A 17,678-nucleotide genomic window follows, 5' to 3' on the forward strand; every position below is an offset into this window, starting at 1 on the left:
CCGGCATCAACCTAAAAGACTTACGCTATTGCTGATGCAAACAGAGTTCTATGTGGCTCACCCGCTCCATACCGGAAGGATGCGAGGCTGACGTTATTGCTGCCGAATTGTCAAATACCCATTGGGCCGAGCGTACAGCTTCAATGTCATGCTCCCGCAAGGCCTTGGTGGCAAAACAGTCGGCATCCAGCTCTGCCTGACGCAGCATATGATTGAGAACATCAATACCGAACACTTCCGCACGCCCTAAATGGGTGAGATGCCGATAGACGTGATGGGCACATTCATGTGCGATCAGGAAACGAGGATAGAACGTCAGTTTCAGCTCAGGACGCAATCATCCTCGTTACACTTCAACTTCAACCTTCCCGATGGGATGTGAACAGCAGGCGAGAATATAGCCATTGGCGATGTCGTCTTCGGAGATGCCACCGTTATGGACCATGTGAACCTCGCCCTTGCGCTTCTTGATCTTGCAAGTCCCGCAAACACCAAATGTGCAGCCCGAGGGTATGTTGAGGCCAGAGGCTCTAGCCGTTGCCAGCACAGTATCGGTCTCAATACATTTCGCTGTGACATTTGACCGGGCAAAGCGGATTTCCGCGCCCGTATCTTCGTCAGGCACGACATCATCTGCTTCCGGCTGCTCAGTCGCCACGGATCCGGGCGCGTGGAAGCTTTCCTGATGGTAGCGATCCATATCGAACCCAAGCCCCTGCAATGCATCACGCACAGACTGCATGAAGGGCTCAGGCCCGCAGCAAAACACTTCACGGTCCAAATAGTCTGGTGCCATCAGACCCAGCATAAGCTGATTGAAATGGCCCTGGTAGCCGGTCCAGGGACGGTAACGATCCGGACCATTGACCACGAACTTCAGATCGATGCCCGGCACCCGGCTGGCCATATGCTCCAGTCGTTCACGGAAGATAATTTCAGACGGACGGCGCGCACAATTGATGAAAACGATGTCAGGCTCTGTGCCAAGATCGAACAACCATGTGGTCATGGACATCATCGGCGTGATGCCTGACCCTGCTGAAATGAACAGGTACTTGTCGGCCGGATGGTGAACCATGGAAAAGAGGCCAGCGGGCCCAATAGCCTTGACCTTCATGCCCGGCTCAAGATTGTCCAACATCCACCTGGTACCGATGGAGTTATCCTGAGCCTTGACTGTCACCGATATCGAGCGCGGCCGGGAGGGCGATGAAGAAATCGTATAAGTACGGTGCAGCGGACCGCCAGGCACCGGGATTTCCAGGGTCAGAAACTGCCCCGTCAGATAGTCGAACAAGGCACCGGAGGGCGCGCGGAATGAAATCGTCTTGGTGTTCGGTATTTCGGGAATGATGGACACGCATTCCAGCAGTTCATCGTCCGTCCACACGGCTGTGCCCTGAATTGGCGAAGCATCGCTCATCACATCACTCCGCAGCCATGATCTGCGGCGTGACCGAAGCGCGCAGAGCGTCAAGATACCAGTCGACAAACTGGAGCACGCCAGATTCCTGTGTCCGCGAATAAGGACCAGGCTCATAGGCGGGCGACTTGATACCAGTCTGATTGTCTTCGACCACGCGGCGATCCTCGTCATTGGTGGTCAGCCAGACCTCGGTCAGCCGCTGCAGGTCGTAATCCCGCCCCTCCTCTGCATCTTTGTGAACGAGCCATTTGGTCGTCACTTCGGTTTGCGTCGGCGAAATGGGCGTCACACGAAAGATGACCGCATGATCGGGCAAGAAGTGGTTCCAGGTCGTCGGATAATGGAATTTCATTAGCGCGCCTGCATCAGGCAAAGTCACACGGCCAAGCCAGGGAGTGACCGCAAATTTTCCGTCCATGGTGAAGCTGGTTGCCCCTTCCAGTAGCGGCATGCGGGCCAGCCGGTACTGACCGTCGTCGGACAGATGAAACTGGGACGGCAATCCCTTGGCTTCACACCGGTCGAAATGCGCCTGAACATAGGGCGAAATGACGCCGCCCTCCCCGATCCCTGAAACGGACGGATCATCGGAATACGTCCGGCAAAGGGCAGGATGATTACCACCGCAGTGGTAGCACTCACGGTTGTTTTCCCAAACCAGCTTCCAGTTACCATTCTCAATGATCGAGCTTTCAAAGGCCACTTTGGCATCATGCAGGTGGTGCGGCACCAGATAAGGTTTGGTCACTTCCGCAAATGCATCAAAGTCTGGCGGGGTCTCGGACAGGCAGATATAGATTAAGCCTTCCAGCTGGCGGCAAGCGACCTGCTTCAGCCCATGCAGGGAGGGATCAAAATCATCTCCCATGTCCTTTGCCCACATCAAACTGCCATCCAGCTCGTAGGTCCACTGGTGATAGGGGCAGACGAGTTTCGGTGCGCTGCCTTTGGCGGCCTTGCACAGGATAGACCCACGATGACGGCAGGTGTTGTGAAACGCACGAATTTCGTCATCTGCGCCACGCACCAGGATCACACCGTAATCGCCGATCCTGTGGGTCACATAATTACCCGCCTTGGGCAGCTCGCACACAGCAATGGCAAATAACCATTCACGGTAAAAGACAGTCTCAAGATCAAACTGGAAAATGTCAGGATCTGTGTAGAACGCCTGTTCCAGACCATGGCCCGGCCGGTGTCGTTTCAGCAGTTCCTGCCTCTGTTGATCGGTCAACATGTGCAACTCTCCGAAGGCCGCCTATTTGGCCAGATTTTCTCGAGAACAAGCGCGCGAGGTCGCCAGTCAAACACAGGTCGCAGCCTTGCTAGAACGCCGCTGCTGATTTGTGCATAGCACCAACTTCATGCGGCTCTGCGCAACAAATCCGACACCGAAACGTCGGTTTCAGACACCACCCCGTCAGCATCCTCCAAACGCCTTCATTTGTCGGGTGTTTCCCAACCAGTTCGGCTCTATTTTTGTCGTACGCGGGACTTGGTGTGTCGCATTGGGGATACCTCTGTGAGGCACATGGACTCATTGTGAATATCAGAGCTGTTCAGTCATGGATTGGAGCTGCCATGTCCGATGAAGACATTGATCTTGCCACGTTGCCCGACAACGAACTGGTCGAGCAGATGCATGATGATCTTTACGACGGTCTCGGCGAGGAAATACGCGAGGCTGTCAACATTCTGCTGAAGCGAGGCTGGACACCCTACGATGTTCTGACCAAGGCTCTGGTCGAAGGGATGCGGATCGTCGGCATTGATTTTCGCGATGGCATTTTGTTCGTCCCCGAGGTCCTGCTGTCGGCCAATGCCATGAAGGCCGGCATGAGCATCCTGCGCCCTCTGCTGGCAGAGACCGGCGCGCCGAAGGTCGGCAAGATGGTGATTGGCACGGTCAAGGGCGACATCCACGACATTGGCAAGAACCTCGTCTCCATGATGATGGAAGGGGCTGGCTTTGAAGTCATAGACATCGGCATCAACAATCCGGTCGAGAATTATCTCGCCGCCCTTGAAGAGCACCAGCCTGACATTCTGGGCATGTCAGCCCTTCTGACAACCACCATGCCTTATATGAAAGTCGTGATCGACACGATGAGCGAAAAAGGCTTGCGCGATGATTACATCGTTCTGGTCGGCGGCGCACCGCTCAACGAGGAATTCGGCATAGCGGTTGGGGCCGATGGCTATTGCCGCGATGCCGCTGTGGCGGTGGACATGGCTAAGGATCTGATTGCCCGCAGGCACAACCAGCTGGCCGGAAAGGGCTGAGGTCATGTTCAGGGAAGAGAAAGTGTCAGGACCCGGCTCTTCTTTCCCAGCGCTTCAGAAAACGGCTGCAGAACGATACGGCAAGGCTGGACATGCAAAGACCGTTTTGGTCATTGCCTGCGGAGCCCTGGCCCGCGAGGTGCTTGCAATCTGCCACGCCAATCAGCTGGATCATATCGAACTGACTTGCCTGCCTGCCCAGTTGCACAACACGCCGGAGAAAATTCCGGGCGCGGTGCGTGCTGCCGTGATCGAAAATCGGCCCCATTATGATGACATTCTTGTTGCCTATGCAGACTGCGGCACCGGCCGGCTTTTAGACAAGGTGCTGGAGGAGACCGGCGCGCGGCGGATTGATGGGGCACATTGTTATGCGTTTTTCACTGGTCTGAAGACATTCGACGCTCTGGAAGAAACTCAACTCGGCACATTTTATCTGACGGATTTTCTCGCCAGACATTTCCAGACCATGGTCATCGAGCCATTGGGCTTACACAGAGCGCCAGAACTGCGAGACATGTACTTTTCTCACTACACGCGCGTGCTTTATCTGGCGCAAACAGATAATCCAGCGCTTGAAATAGCAGCACAAAAGGCAGCGGATAGGCTTGGCTTACCGCTGGAAATCAGACGTACCGGATACGGTCTTCTTGGTGAATTTCTGGCACCCAAAGCACCGACACGCAATCAGGCAAGGCTTTAGGACCCGGAGATGGCACAAAAGATCATCGTTTACTGGCGCGATATACCGGCTCAAATCTTGATCAAAAAGGGTCGCAAAGCAGCCCGTAGAGAACTACCTCCCATGTTCATGCAGGCCATTGATGCCTGCGCCATGAGTGTCGGAGCCAAGGACAGCGAAGCCTATTTGGCCGAGTGGCGACGTTCAGCAGCGGTGGATGTTTCCGACGATCTGGAGCAGGAGGCAGATCATGCCTTGGAGGCCATCGTCTCGGCTTATCCAAAGGACAAAATCAGGGAGCTTGTGTCTCATGCTGGCCAGGTGGCGGGAGAGCGGCCATGAACGAGATCACACGTCCCCCGCCCAGCGCCTCTACGCCACTGCCTGCCTCGACAGAGATGTCACCGCACCAGGTGATGGAAAAGCCTGAGCTTCTGAACCTCATTCCGGCTGGCACACGCGTTTACGTCACAGATCTTGGCAATGCCCCCGAAAACCAGATCGTTTCCGCAGCAAGCCGTTTGGCAGATCGCGGTTTCACGGCTGTGCCGCATATGGCAGCGCGGCGCTATCCAAGCCTTGAAGCCTTCGAAACACGGATCAAGCGGCTCGCCTTGGAGGCTGGTGTTCGCGATGTTCTGGCGATCGCTGGAGAGGCGGAGACAAGCGGTCCCCTCACGTCCTCTGTGATGTTACTGGAAACCGGCCTGTTCGATCAGTTGGGCATACGAACCATCGGCGTTGCCGGTCATCCAGACGGTGCACCAGAGATTTCGCCAGAGGCCCTGCGATCCTTCCTGATGCGCAAGCATGAGCTTGCCGAAGGCAGCGACGCGGCCTTTCACATCGTGACTCAATTCGGCTTTGATCCGGTGCGCCTGAACCTCTGGCTTGATCAACTGACTGCCTGGGGCAACCAGTTCCCGGTTCACGTAGGCATCGCAGGCCCGGCGAAAATGGCAACTCTCGTAAAATATGCCGCCTTTGCCGGCGTTCAGAACTCGCTGAAGTTCCTGAAGAAACGCGGCGGGTCTGTGGTGTCCATGCTGGCAGGCTATGACCCGGACTGTATGGTCCAGCCGCTGGAGGCCCGCCTGCTCCGTGAACCAGATGCAGAGCTTTCACAGATCCATGTCTATCCGTTCGGCGGCATCGCCAAGACATCCGAATGGTTGGCTGCTCGGGGCAGTTGGACGTTCAATCAGCCCGACACCTCACAGTCTCAGGAGATCGCTCAATGACGCGCACAGTCGTTGCTTCAGCCATCCGGGAGATAGTGATCGGTTTTGATCAGCCATTCTGTGTCATTGGCGAGAGGATTAACCCGACCGGCCGCAAGAAACTGGCTGCCGAAATGTTGGCCGGAAACTTCGACACGGTCACCGCCGATGCCCTGGCACAGGTCGCCGCTGGCGCAACCATGCTGGACATCAACGCAGGCGTGACTGCGGTTAATCCGAATGAAACTGAGCCACCGCTTCTGGTCAAAACTCTTGAACTTGTTCAAGGGCTTGTGGACATTCCCTTGTCTATTGATTCATCAGTGACGGCCGCCATTGAAGCAGGACTTCAAGTGGCCAAAGGGCGACCTTTGGTAAACTCGGTGACAGGCGAGGAGGAAAAACTCGAAGCGATCCTACCCCTGATCAAGAAGTACAACGTGCCGGTGGTGGCGATCTCAAATGATGAGACCGGCATTTCCGAAGATCCGGATGTGCGGTTTGAAGTGGCGAAGAAGATCGTTCAGCGCGCTGCCGACTTCGGCATTCCGGCCCATGACATTGTTGTTGATCCGCTTGTGATGCCGATTGGCGCCATGGGGACAGCAGGAGATCAGGTCTTCAAGCTGCTCAGGCGCCTCAAGGAGGAGCTGAAGGTCAACACGACCTGCGGCCTTTCCAATGTCTCCTTCGGCCTGCCACACCGCCATGGCATAAACGCGGCGTTCATTCCCATGGTGATAGCATCCGGCATGACCAGTGCCATCATGAACCCCTGCCGTCTGCAGGAGATGGAAATGGTACGGGCTGCCAATGTCCTGACAGGGCACGATCCTAATTGCCAAGACTGGATTATGGCCTATAGAGATCACATACCCATATCAGGGTCGAACGCAGCGGCTTCCCCGGACATGACGAAAGGGGAAACGGGGCGACGCAGAGGCGGCCGAGAAGGTCGCCGGCGCCAGAGCGCAAGCTAAAGGAATATTTTATGGGCCGAACGAACACCCTGGCACGCGATTTCGCGAGCCTCTGGTTTCACGCGCCACTGGTCATCGCAGCGAGATCACAGGCGATGGCAACAGCATTTTTAACAGGACAGTCCCAGGACGATACGGAGATCAACAAGATGTTCTCTGAGAAAGCCGCCGCCACAACGGAAAGCACGCAGGCCTTCAACAAGGTCATGATTGAGGGAACCGCCGCAGCGATGACAGCCATCGCTTGCGGACGCACTCCCGTATCGGCAGCGATCACCGGCGAGAAAGCCGCCGAGGCTTTCATAAGCCCTTATGCCGAACGGGTAAGGTCCAATTCCGACCGCCTGGCCTCAGACAAGGGCTGACTGACCATGAGTGAGGCCCCGCAAACAGCGAAAGTCGTATTCCAACCCAGCGGAAGACGGGGCACATTCCCAATCGGCACGCCTCTGCTGGATGCGGCCCGCTCACTCGGAGTCTATGTTGAATCCGTCTGCGGCGGGCGTGGCATTTGCGGGCGCTGTCAGATTTCAGTCTCGGAGGGCAGCTTTGCCAAGGAAAATCTGACCAGCGCTGCAGATCATCTGGATGGGGAGAGCGAAGCGGAAAGCCGATACCGGTCCTTGCGCAAGTTGCCCGGTGATCGACGCCTGTCGTGTCAGGCAACAATACTGGGCAATCTCGTTGTCGATGTGCCAACGGAAGCTCAAACCAACCGGCAAGTGGTGCGCAAGCGCGCTGAAGCCCGAAGCATCACGCCAAAAACTGCTGTTTCGCTGACGACGGTCACCTTGACCGAACCCTCCATGGAAACGCCGCACGGCGACGCAGATCGTTTGCGCGATGCAGTGGCGACAAGCCTCGACCTGTCATTCGTGACGATGGACCCTGCCCTCCTGCCGCGAGTGCAGGCGATCCTGCGCAAAGGGCAATGGACCACGACGGCCGCCGTCTACCGGGACAATGGCACGATACCGGAAATCATCGCACTGTGGCCGGTCGAGAAAACCAGCATCTATGGACTTGCCGTAGACATTGGCTCCACCACCATCGCAGCTCATCTTTGCGATTTGCAGACCGGGCGCACTGTGTCATCAGCAGGGACCTCCAACCCGCAGATCCGCTTTGGTGAAGATCTGATGTCTCGGGTGTCCTATGTGCAGATGAACCCGTCCAAACTTCCCGATCTGACGCGCTGCGTGCGCGAGGCCATCAATGCGTTGATTGGCAAGCTGGTTAGCGATGTTGGCGCAGACCGGGCGGATGTTCTGGACGCTACTTTTGTTGGCAATCCGGTGATGCATCATCTGTTCCTCGGCATTGATCCGGTGGAGCTGGGCGGCGCACCGTTTGCACTGGCTGTCTCCGATTCAATGTCGCTGAAAGCCCGTGATCTTGATCTGGAGCTTAACCCCGGCGCGCGCGTTTACATGTTACCCTGTATCGCCGGACATGTGGGCTCTGATGCAGCAGCAGCAGCACTTGCTGAAGCACCAGCCAACAGCCAAGACATCACCTTGCTGGTTGATGTGGGTACCAATGCCGAGATTGTTCTGGGCAACAAGGACCGGCTGCTGGCAGCAAGTTCACCGACCGGTCCGGCTTTCGAAGGGGCTGAGATATCCTCGGGTCAGCGGGCCGCACCTGGTGCTATTGAACGAATCCGGATTGACCGGGACACTCTCGAGCCGCGTTTCAAGGTCATCGGCCTGGATGAATGGTCCGATGAAGAGGGGTTCGCCGACAAGATCGATCAGGTCGGCGTCACCGGCATTTGCGGGTCTGGCATCATCGAAGTGGTGGCGGAAATGTTCCTCTGCGGGCTGATCACCGAGGACGGCGTGATCGATGGGGAGATGACGGCACGCACTTCCCGCATTGTCGCAAATGGACGAACATTTTCCTACATCATTGCGTCAGAGGGCTTGGAAATCTCGATCCTGCAGACGGACATCCGCGCGATTCAGCTTGCCAAGGCCGCGCTCTATGCAGGCATCAAGCTGCTGCAAGACAAGCTAGGCACCACACACATTGACCGGATTCGGCTTGCGGGCGCTTTCGGCAGCTATATTGATCCGCAATATGCGTTGGTGCTTGGACTGCTGCCTGATTGCCCGTTGGGCGGCGTGGCGGGCGTTGGCAACGCGGCAGGCACCGGCGCACGGATGGCGCTGCTGAATACAGACCATCGCCGCGCGGTCGAGACCACGGTCTGTACCATCGAGAAGATCGAAACCGCTCTGGAGCCAAAGTTCCAGGAGCATTTCGTCAATGCCATGGCCCTGCCGAACAAAGTCGATGCATTCGAAAACTTAAGAGCCGCTATATCGCTGCCAGATCGCAAAGAACCATCCGGGTCTGAGCGAGGCCGCAGCGGACGACGCAGGCGGAGTGCATAAGTCCGCAGCCATGTAACGGGTGTTTCAGGCAAAGCAAACATGCATGCACCCTGTCATGGATCTTAATTGTCGAACTGCCACTGGCGTTGCTGCCAGATCTTTTCACCGATCAGACAGTCATAGGGCTTTGAAAAAAGCAGTTGGGCTCGCCAGATTTTAGGCTGCATCCGAACGTTTCCAATCTCAAGCACCAGCTTGCGTCTCACCGCTTCCGGGAACTGGGCCCAGTCATTCACCGGGATGACAAAGCTACCTGGACCGCCGGTGACACAACGCCTATAATACTCATCCAGATCGTCGATGTTGAACCGGGAACCAAAACCGCCACGTGTCATCAGTGGAAGGCCGTTGATAGCAACACCCTTGGCAAGAGCCTTGTCGCGCGCCTCCGAAACAGGACCACCTTGATTGTTCGGCCCATCGCCGGAAATATCGATGACGTGACGGTCTGCGAGAAACGGCAGAGTTTCGAACAGACTGCTGGCGCGATCAATGGCGCCAGATATCGAGGTGCGCCGCGCGCCCTGACTGGCCCCTTCCAGAAGCTTGCTGGCGACACTTTCAGCATCTGCCGCACTTCCGATCAGCGTCCAGCCAATGATTTCTCTGGCATGATAATTTCCCGCCCACTCGAAAAAGGTCACCGCAATCTTGCCATAGGCACCCTGGCCTATGGCTCGCAAGACCTCCGGGCTGGAGATCGCAGCAACATATCCCTGACGCTGGATGCGAAGTTCTTCATAGGACATGGAGCGGGACACATCGACTGCAAGCACAAGAGCCACATCGACCCTTTCCTGCGCCCTAAGGGGTAGGCAAAATGAAATGGCTATCAATAGCGCACCGATGAACGGCTGCCTGGTTCCAGCGTGTCTCATGGCAACAGACTATATGAAGTGCGCTCATCGACATAGGCTCTTTATGGTTGAGCCAATATCACCTTTTGGTCAGATATTCCTGCCAACGGCTGACCTTGTTCAGGTTCAATGCGCTCCAATAATCCCAGTGAAAACCTGGAACCCAGCAATGCCGAGGCAGATGATCATGCCGAAGAGACCCCACCAGCGGTATCTAGCTAGTGTCTCTTCGCCCGGCTGACTGCCCAGTCTAAAGAGAGACAGATTGACCAAGGCAAAGACGCATAAGGTGACAAGGCTTGTCAGCGCTGCCAGACGTACAAGCGAGAAAAACAAAGCCAGCGCCAGGATCAAACACGTCACGGTAAGCGTCGCGCGGGTCGGTGTGTGGCGGGTCGGGCTGACCTTTGCGAACCATTGCGGCGCAAGCCCCTCCCCTGCCATGCCGTAGAGCACGCGGCTTGCCATGACGATCTGCACCAAAATACCGTTGACCATGGCAATTGCAGCCGCAGCGGCTACCGGTTTTCCAGGCAGTCCCGTGATCTGCTCGAACAACACAGCCAGAGGCGCGGAAGATCCTGTGATGGCATTTCGATCCGGCGCAAGCACCGCCGTCAACGACAACAGCACATAGATCAGGACCGTGATCCCCAAGGTCCAGAAAATCGCCCTGGGCGCTGTCCACTCAGGGTTGATTGTCTCCTCGGCCATGTTCTCGATGTCCTCAAAGCCAATGAAAGCGAAAAACGCGATCACGCTGCCCGAGAGAACCCCGGCGAGAACGACTGTATCCACATCTGGCACGAAGGCAGAGGCAACCAGTGTCATGTCAGAAAATAGCGGCACACCAAAGGCAATTACGATCATCAAGGTGCCGACCTCGATCAGGGTTACCAGAGCGGCAAAATAGACACTTTCCTTCACACCTCGGCATGCCAACCCCGCCAGCATACCGATGATGCCAATCAGCAGAATCTCCTTGGGAATGGGGAGCAAGGACTGAACATAACCTACGAAGGCAAGTGCGATCACAGAGCTGGAAATGATGCCCGTTGCCGTAATGCCGTAGCCTGTGATCCGGCCCCATAACAACCCCATTCCGCGGTTTACAAACACAGCCTCGCCGCCAGCACGAGGAAACCGGCGCACCAGAACCGCATAGGACACACCGGTCACCCCCGCGATAAGCCCGGCTAGTAAAAAAGAAAGCGGCGCATGATCGCCAGCCAGACGCAGGATCTCACCGATCAGGGCAAAGATTCCAGCCCCGACAGTCACGCCGACGCCATAACAAACAAGCAACGGCAGAGACAGAACGCGCCTAAGCTTTGCGGGTGATGTGGGTTCTAATTCTCTCATGGCGTGTATTTAGGCAGAACGCCAAGCGTTCTCCTAGGAAAAAATTCATCTAAGTTGAAACACTTAGCTCAAGAAAAATGGTGATTCTCCGCTCGATATCAGAGGTACACGGCAGTTCTATCGGCTCGTTCACCGCCGAAAGTCAATCACACCACAACCCCAGTTCAATGGGACTTGCTCTTAACCCCGCCTGCGGTTCTTGCGGGCACCGCCCCCAGCCTCGGCAGCCTTGTTCAGTGGCGAGATCAGGGGGCCGATGCGGGAGACAACATCGTCCAAGGAGGGCCGATCCTCTCTCGCGTGGCTGTCCAGAGCGCCGCGCATGGCAGACAGATGGGCGGCAGATGTGCCGCAACAGCCACCGACAATCCGGGCTCCGGCATCAATTGCCAGCCTTGCGTAGTCGGCCATCAGCTCCGGTGTTCCCGAATAGATCAGGTCCTTGCCCTTGATCTGGGGAATGCCGCAGTTGCCTTTCGCTACCACAATCGCCTCAGGATCAGCAGCCGTGATCTCCAGAATCGCGGCCAGAAGGTCCGATGCCCCAACGCCACAGTTGGACCCGATGGCGACCGGAGTGCAGGCAAACTCCGAACGCAGGTCATTCAGCCCCTTTGGCGGCAGGCCCATCATGGTGCGTCCCGCTGTGTCAAAGCTTGCGGTGATGACCAACGGCACGTCCCTGCCCTTGGCCGCCTCGCTAGCCGCTTTCATTTCCTCGCTTGCAGACATTGTCTCGACCCAGAGAATGTCGGCCCCCGCCTCGATCAAGGCATCCATCTGCTCGGCAAAGGCCTCAACGGCCTCTTCATAGGTGAGCGCGCCCAATGGCTGAAACAGCTCGCCGGTGGGGCCTATGGATCCAGCAACAAGAACATCTCGGCCACAGGCGTCAGCAGCCTCCCGAGCCAGATCAACGCCAGCCCTGTTCAACTCGCGAACCCGGTGTTCATCCTTGCTCAGTTTGAGGCGATGGCGGTTGCCGCCAAAAGTGTTGGTCAGGATGATGTCTGCACCCGCATCGAGAAATCCCTCGTGCATCGCCCGGATCTTGTCCGGTTCATCGACATTCCAGAGCTCTGGTGCATCGCCGGACTGCAGCCCCATGCCGAACAAGGTCGTGCCCGTTGCACCATCGGCAAGCAGAATGCCCTTTTCAGTCAAGAATTCCTCAAGTTTGCTCACGTTCTCAATCCTGTTGCTCCGGTCATCTGCGTGCGTGAGATAACCGCGTAGAATATAGCCGCCGTGGCTTCACGCGATCAGGACCTTGGCTTCAAATTCTCCGAATCATAGAGCGGGTTGTAGCCGACAGCTGCCACTTCGACAGGATAGGTTTCCACGAAATATTCGACATCCAGCTTGCGGCCCACCTGACAATAATCTTGCGGCAAGTAAGCCAGCGCGATGTTCTTGCCGATGGTTGGACCGTAAGCGACGGAGGTCGTGTAGGAGATACGACCTAGGCTATCGACCAGTGTGTTGCCGGTGTCCGGATCCATAACCGGCATGGGCCCAACAGGGAATCGCTGCACGCCGCTGGCATCCTTGTTCTCAAGCATCACCAATGTGCATAGCATGGCAGGCTGTTGCTCGCGGGCCTTGTACTCCACATGTTTGGCCTTGCCGCGGAAGTCGGCTTCCTTGACCTTTGGCCGGGCCAGATTTGCCTCAAGCAGATTGTACTGGGTCAAAAGGTCAGCATTCTGCAGGCGGAGGCTTTTTTCAAGGCGGCGCGAGTTGGCATAGGTTTCAACGCCAACGGCCATGACGCCGACTGCACGCAGAGCATCCCAGACAGCCAGCCCATCCTCATATTTCATATGCAGTTCCCAGCCCTGCTCCCCAACATAAGACAGCCGAAGCGCGGTGACCGCCTTGCCAGCGATCTCGATCTGTCGGATACTCGCAAAGGGGAAATTCTCCGGATCGAGCTGAGCTGGATCAGACACCACCTTTTTCAGGTTTTCGCGGGCGTTCGGGCCCCAGATGCCAATGGTCGTGTATTTCTCATTCACATCAGTGACGGTGACATCGAAGCCTTTGTCCTCGGCCATACGCTTGACATAATGGTAATCGCGCGGACCGGCGTCGGCACCATCGATGATGCGGCAGCGGTCAGCCATGCGGATCACGGTCAGATCGGCACGAACCATGCCCTCGTCATCGAGGAAGTGGGTGTAGATTCCCTTGCCGATATTGGTGTCGCCGCCAATTTTTGCCGCGCACAAATATTCCATCAACGCGACATGATCCGGGCCTTCAACGTCGAACATATAGAAATGCGACAGATTGATCAGGCCGCAATCTTCGCTCAGCGCCAGATGTTCAGCGTTGGACACGCGCCAGAAGTGGCGGCTGTCCCACTCGTTTTCCCGAACGGGTACCCTGTCGCCGTATTTTTCCAGCAGATGTTCATTGGCTGCATAGCCGTGAGCCCGCTCCCAGCCGCCCAGTTCCATAAAGTAGCCGCCAAGCTCAACCTCGCGCTCATAAAAGGGCGAACGTTTGACGCCTCGGCTGGACGCATAGGGCTCGCGGCTGTGGATCGCCGGAAAGTAGATTTTCTGTGCTGCCTCATAACAGCGGTCTTCGATGTATTTCTCGCTCAGCTGGTGCTGGTAGAAGCGTGAATAATCAATCGAGGCGTGGTCGATTTCGGTGCGGCCATCGGTGATCCAGTCGGCAATCAGCTTGCCGTAACCCGGGCCATCCTTGACCCAGATTGCGACACAATACCAAAGGCCACGCACCTTCTGGCTTTCACCACAGGAAGGACCGCCACCGGCAGACACCTGCAGCAATCCGTTGAAGGAATGACCTTCGTTGTAGCCGAGCTCGCCAAGGATCGGGGTGAGTTCCATGGCCCGCTCCAAAGGCTCGATCACCTGCTCAATCTCCAGGTCACGCTGGGAGGGCGACAAGCGGGCCTGCTCTTTTTCCTGAAGGTCGCGCGGGTGACACATACGTGGGTTGGTCGTTTCATAATACCCCCACTCGATCTGACCGCCTTCGCTGGTCTTCGGATCGCCGGTATCACGCATATAGGCCGAATTGCCCTGATCGCGCAGCAGCGGATAGCCGATGTCCTTTCCGGTGCCTTCAAATTCGTTGTAGGGGCCAAAGAACGTCAGCGGGTGATCGACCGGCATAACGGGCAGATCCTCGCCAACCATATCAGCGATCAGACGCCCCCAGAGCCCAGCGCAAACGATGACATGATCGGCCAGGATCGTCCCGCGATGGGTGACAACACCGGTGATGCGGCCGTTCTCGACCAGAAGCGATTTGGCCGGCGTGTTAGCGAATGATTTCAGCTTGCCGGTTTTCTCGCCAGCGTCCACAAGCTTACCGGCGACCGTTTGCGAGCGCGGAATGACCAGACCAGCGTCCGGATCGAACATGCCACCCTGCACCTGATCTTCCTCGATCAGCGGGAATTTCTCTTTGATCTCAGCGGGACTGACCAGATGCACATTCGTACCGAAGGCCTTGCCGGAAGTCACCTTGCGCTTCAGCTCTTCCATCCAGGCATCATCGCCGGTGCGCGCGACTTCCAAGCCGCCAACGCGGGCGTAGTGACCCATCTTGTCGAAGAAATCGATGGAATATTGCGTGGTCCAGACAGACAGGTAATCGTGGCTGGTCGTGTAGCAGAAATCTGAGGCGTGCGCCGTGGACCCGATGTCCGTGGGAATGCCGGATTTGTCGATGCCAACAATGTCGTCCCAGCCGCGCTCGATCAGGTGATGTGCCACCGAAGCGCCAACAATCCCGCCCAGACCGACGATGACGATTTTTGCTTTGTCAGGAAATGCTGACATTGTTCATTCCTTTTCAATCGCCCTAGAGCGAAGTGTCAACGCCGCGCGCCTGCTGCCTTGCCCATGCAAATGGCAAATCAACAGGCCTCCATTTGAGGCTCAGGTTAGGCAGGCCAGCGTTTCGGAATTTGCCCCGGACCGACACGCGCTGTTCTCAAGCCGCCATGCCTTCGATGGTGTCTACAAAGCCACAGCCTCAGATGCCGTTTTTGGAGCACACAACGACGCATCAAGACCGGGACTTGGCGGTAGGCGGTAGCAGGATGAAGACTGAAAGAAATGCGCGAAGTCCCTCTGCAAATCGCAGTGCCAAGGATGTTGAAGCCATGACCGACAATAGCCTTTCCGGAACGCCTCCTCCTCCCGGCCCTCCTCCATCTGGGCGAAGAGGCCGGTCCGCAAGGCGCGAACGTAGACAGTCAGGCTCGGGAGTTGTTCACGCCCCCTATCTGAGCCGCAACATTCCAACGCTCGACTACCTCAGCGACGAAGGTTGCGAGAAGATCGAGGCACAGACAGATCGTCTGCTGGCAGAAATCGGCCTTGAGTTCCGGGATGATCCGGAAGTTCTGGAAATCTGGAAGGCTGCTGGCGCATCGGTTGACGGGGAGCGAGTGCGCTTTCCAAAGGGCATGTTGCAGGAGCTGGTGAAGACAGCCCCTGCCCAATTTACCCAGCATGCGCGCAATCGTGCCCGTAGCGTTGAAATAGGCGGCAATAACACTGTCTTTGCGCCGGTCTATGGCCCGCCCTTTGTCACCGATCTGGACCAGGGACGACGCTATGGCACCATCGAGGATTTCCGGAACTTCGTAAAGCTGACCTATCTCTCGCCCTATCTGCATCATTCGGGCGGGACCGTCTGCGAACCGGTAGATCTGCCGGTAAACAAGCGCCATTTCGATATGGTCTACAGCCACATCAAATATTCCGACAAACCGTTCATGGGCTCAGTTACCGCTCCGGAACGGGCAGAAGATTCGGTCGCCATGGCGCGCATTGTATTTGGCGAAGATTTCGTCGATCAGAACTGCGTCATGATCCAGTTGATCAATGCAAATTCGCCTTTGGTCTTCGATGGCACTATGCTTGGCGCGCTGAAGGTCTACGCACGAGCCAATCAGGCCTGCATCGTCTCACCGTTCATTCTGGCAGGTGCCATGAGCCCGGTGACCGTTGCGGGCACCCTCTCGCAGGTTCTGGCAGAGGCTTTGGCCGGATGCGCGCTGACGCAGCTCCTGCGCCCTGGCGCACCGGTCGTGTTCGGCGCTTTCGTCAGTTCGATTTCGATGCAATCAGGCGCGCCGACCTTCGGTAGCCCGGAAGGTACGCTCCTGCTCAATGGTGCGGCTAAACTCGCCCGCCGTGTTGGCCTGCCATTTCGGTCGGGCGGATCTTTCACCGCATCCAAGGTTCCCGATGCGCAGTCTGCGCAAGAATCGACCCATACGATCACAGCGACAGTCCAAGCTGGCGTCAATTTCTGCCTGCATGCTGCCGGTTGGCTCGAAGGCGGACTTTGCTCGTCTTATGAGAAGTTCATTCTGGATGCGGATCAACTCGGCATGATGCATGTTCTGGCCAAGGGAATAGACCTGTCAGACGAGGCCATGGCGATGGATGCTTTTGAAGAAGTCGGACCCGGCGGTCATTTCCTGGGCGCTGAACACACACAGCGCAATTTCGAGAGCGCTTTTTACCGCTCAGCCATTGCGGACAACAATTCCTATGAGCAATGGCTTGCAGACGGAGCGTATGATGCTGCCCGGAGGGCAAACATAATCTGGAAAGACCAATTGCGCGAATATACAGGTCCCGAGCTAGACCCTGCCATTGATGAAGCCTTGCTCGCCTTCATGACCAAGCGGAAGGAATCCTTCCCGGACAGCAATGTCTAGAGCAGTGTTACGACACGGTCGGATGTGTCGCTGATATGATCTTCTATCAGTTTAACCGCCAAATCGGTATCACGGGCCAGTGCTGCATCCATGATCCGTTGATGCTCTTCAAATTTCCGAGCCCCCAGACCTTGCGGGGCCATCTTGGTCAGGAAGCGGTATCTATCCAATTGGTCGAACATCAATGATCGCAGCCGGAACAACCACTTACCTTGGCAAGCTGCCACAATGGATTCGTGAAAATCACGGTGCCGCTTAACCCAATCCGTATGGCGCTCCATTCTCTCCGACCATGGCAGTTTTTCAATGATGCTCAGACGGTGGTGCGCAGCTACAACCTGGCTTTCCCAATCATCATCGCCATGCGCGATTGAATCAGCAATGGCACGCTTTTCCAGCTCGATAAAATGCGCTGTAATTTCAATGAGTTCTTCGCGTGAAACAGGAGCAACTGTGAAGCCTTTACCAGCCTCAAGCGTGACAAAGCCTTCTGATACAAGCTGTGACAGCCCCTCGCGCAAAGTCCCGATGCCGACATCATATCGTTTGGTCAGATCTGCAAACTTGAGGCGGGTTTCGGGCTCATAAACGCTGCTGACGATATCCGATCTCAGACGTTCAACAACATCGCGCCCACCAGATGTTTCCAGCTTGGATTGGTCTTTCCGTCCAGATTTTTCTAGCTTGCTGGTCAGGGTCTATTCCGTTCGTTTGCTCGACTACCGGTCGCCACTTGCCGCCCGTGTT

Annotated in this window: 16 protein-coding genes; 8 read left to right on the forward strand and 8 right to left on the reverse strand. The window is 56.5% G+C overall.

Features of this window, described 5'->3' with window-relative positions:
* Positions 1–25 precede the first annotated feature (25 nt).
* From V6575_RS18595 to V6575_RS18605, 3 genes are read right to left on the reverse strand one after another with little or no spacing between them, the layout of a single operon-like run.
* A complete protein-coding gene (locus tag V6575_RS18595; RefSeq protein ID WP_340276464.1) occupies positions 26–337 on the reverse strand; it encodes a M48 family metalloprotease in 312 nt (103 codons plus the stop codon).
* A gap of 9 nt (positions 338–346) precedes the next feature.
* Entirely contained in the window at positions 347–1,423 is a 1,077-nt protein-coding gene (locus V6575_RS18600) for an FAD-binding oxidoreductase (RefSeq protein WP_340276465.1), read from the reverse strand.
* A 4-nt stretch (positions 1,424–1,427) separates the two neighbouring features.
* A complete protein-coding gene (locus V6575_RS18605; protein WP_340276466.1) occupies positions 1,428–2,663 on the reverse strand; it encodes an aromatic ring-hydroxylating oxygenase subunit alpha in 1,236 nt (411 codons plus the stop codon).
* Between the two features lie 344 nt (positions 2,664–3,007).
* Here V6575_RS18605 and V6575_RS18610 point away from each other — a divergent pair, with 344 nt between their 5' ends.
* From V6575_RS18610 to V6575_RS18640, 7 genes are all read left to right on the forward strand, one after another.
* On the forward strand, positions 3,008–3,709 hold the full coding sequence (locus V6575_RS18610) for a corrinoid protein (protein WP_340276467.1): 702 nt from the start codon (positions 3,008–3,010) through the stop codon (positions 3,707–3,709).
* A 106-nt stretch (positions 3,710–3,815) separates the two neighbouring features.
* A complete protein-coding gene (locus V6575_RS18615) occupies positions 3,816–4,412 on the forward strand; it encodes a DUF1638 domain-containing protein (protein ID WP_340276543.1) in 597 nt (198 codons plus the stop codon).
* Positions 4,413–4,421: 9 nt separating this feature from the next.
* Positions 4,422–4,733 (forward strand): virulence factor, encoded by a 312-nt coding sequence (locus tag V6575_RS18620; RefSeq protein WP_340276468.1) that lies wholly within the window; start codon positions 4,422–4,424, stop codon positions 4,731–4,733.
* Positions 4,730–5,632 carry a methylenetetrahydrofolate reductase gene (locus tag V6575_RS18625; RefSeq protein WP_340276470.1) on the forward strand — a complete coding sequence of 301 codons (903 nt, stop codon included), beginning with the start codon at positions 4,730–4,732 and terminating at the stop codon, positions 5,630–5,632. The genes V6575_RS18620 and V6575_RS18625 overlap by 4 nt, the downstream gene beginning before the upstream one ends.
* On the forward strand, positions 5,629–6,591 hold the full coding sequence (locus V6575_RS18630) for a methyltetrahydrofolate cobalamin methyltransferase (RefSeq protein ID WP_340276472.1): 963 nt from the start codon (positions 5,629–5,631) through the stop codon (positions 6,589–6,591). The genes V6575_RS18625 and V6575_RS18630 overlap by 4 nt, the downstream gene beginning before the upstream one ends.
* Positions 6,592–6,602: 11 nt before the next feature.
* Positions 6,603–6,956, forward strand: coding sequence for a hypothetical protein (locus V6575_RS18635; protein WP_340276474.1), 354 nt, complete (start codon positions 6,603–6,605; stop codon positions 6,954–6,956).
* A 6-nt stretch (positions 6,957–6,962) separates the two neighbouring features.
* A complete protein-coding gene (locus tag V6575_RS18640) occupies positions 6,963–8,990 on the forward strand; it encodes an ASKHA domain-containing protein (protein WP_340276475.1) in 2,028 nt (675 codons plus the stop codon).
* A 62-nt stretch (positions 8,991–9,052) separates the two neighbouring features.
* Here the strand turns inward: V6575_RS18640 and V6575_RS18645 are convergent, their stop codons facing one another.
* The 4 genes from V6575_RS18645 to V6575_RS18660 form a co-directional block, all read right to left on the reverse strand.
* A complete protein-coding gene (locus V6575_RS18645) occupies positions 9,053–9,775 on the reverse strand; it encodes a DUF1194 domain-containing protein (RefSeq protein ID WP_340276477.1) in 723 nt (240 codons plus the stop codon).
* A 198-nt stretch (positions 9,776–9,973) separates the two neighbouring features.
* Positions 9,974–11,209, reverse strand: a complete 1,236-nt coding sequence (locus tag V6575_RS18650; RefSeq protein WP_340276478.1) for an APC family permease — start codon at positions 11,207–11,209, stop codon at positions 9,974–9,976.
* Between the two features lie 180 nt (positions 11,210–11,389).
* Positions 11,390–12,394, reverse strand: coding sequence for a betaine--homocysteine S-methyltransferase (gene bmt, locus V6575_RS18655; RefSeq protein ID WP_340276480.1), 1,005 nt, complete (start codon positions 12,392–12,394; stop codon positions 11,390–11,392).
* A gap of 77 nt (positions 12,395–12,471) precedes the next feature.
* Positions 12,472–15,033 (reverse strand): GcvT family protein, encoded by a 2,562-nt coding sequence (locus V6575_RS18660; RefSeq protein WP_340276482.1) that lies wholly within the window; start codon positions 15,031–15,033, stop codon positions 12,472–12,474.
* A 326-nt stretch (positions 15,034–15,359) separates the two neighbouring features.
* On the opposite strand from V6575_RS18660, the gene V6575_RS18665 reads away from it, so the two are divergent.
* Entirely contained in the window at positions 15,360–16,931 is a 1,572-nt protein-coding gene (locus V6575_RS18665) for a trimethylamine methyltransferase family protein (protein WP_340276483.1), read from the forward strand.
* On the opposite strand, the gene V6575_RS18670 is transcribed toward V6575_RS18665, so the two are convergent.
* Positions 16,928–17,626 carry an FCD domain-containing protein gene (locus tag V6575_RS18670; RefSeq protein ID WP_340276545.1) on the reverse strand — a complete coding sequence of 233 codons (699 nt, stop codon included), beginning with the start codon at positions 17,624–17,626 and terminating at the stop codon, positions 16,928–16,930. The two genes, V6575_RS18665 and V6575_RS18670, sit on opposite strands and share 4 nt — an antisense overlap.
* Positions 17,627–17,678 lie beyond the last annotated feature (52 nt).

The organism is Roseibium algae (assembly GCF_037783265.1).
Taxonomy (GTDB): Bacteria; Pseudomonadota; Alphaproteobacteria; order Rhizobiales; family Stappiaceae; genus Roseibium; species Roseibium algae.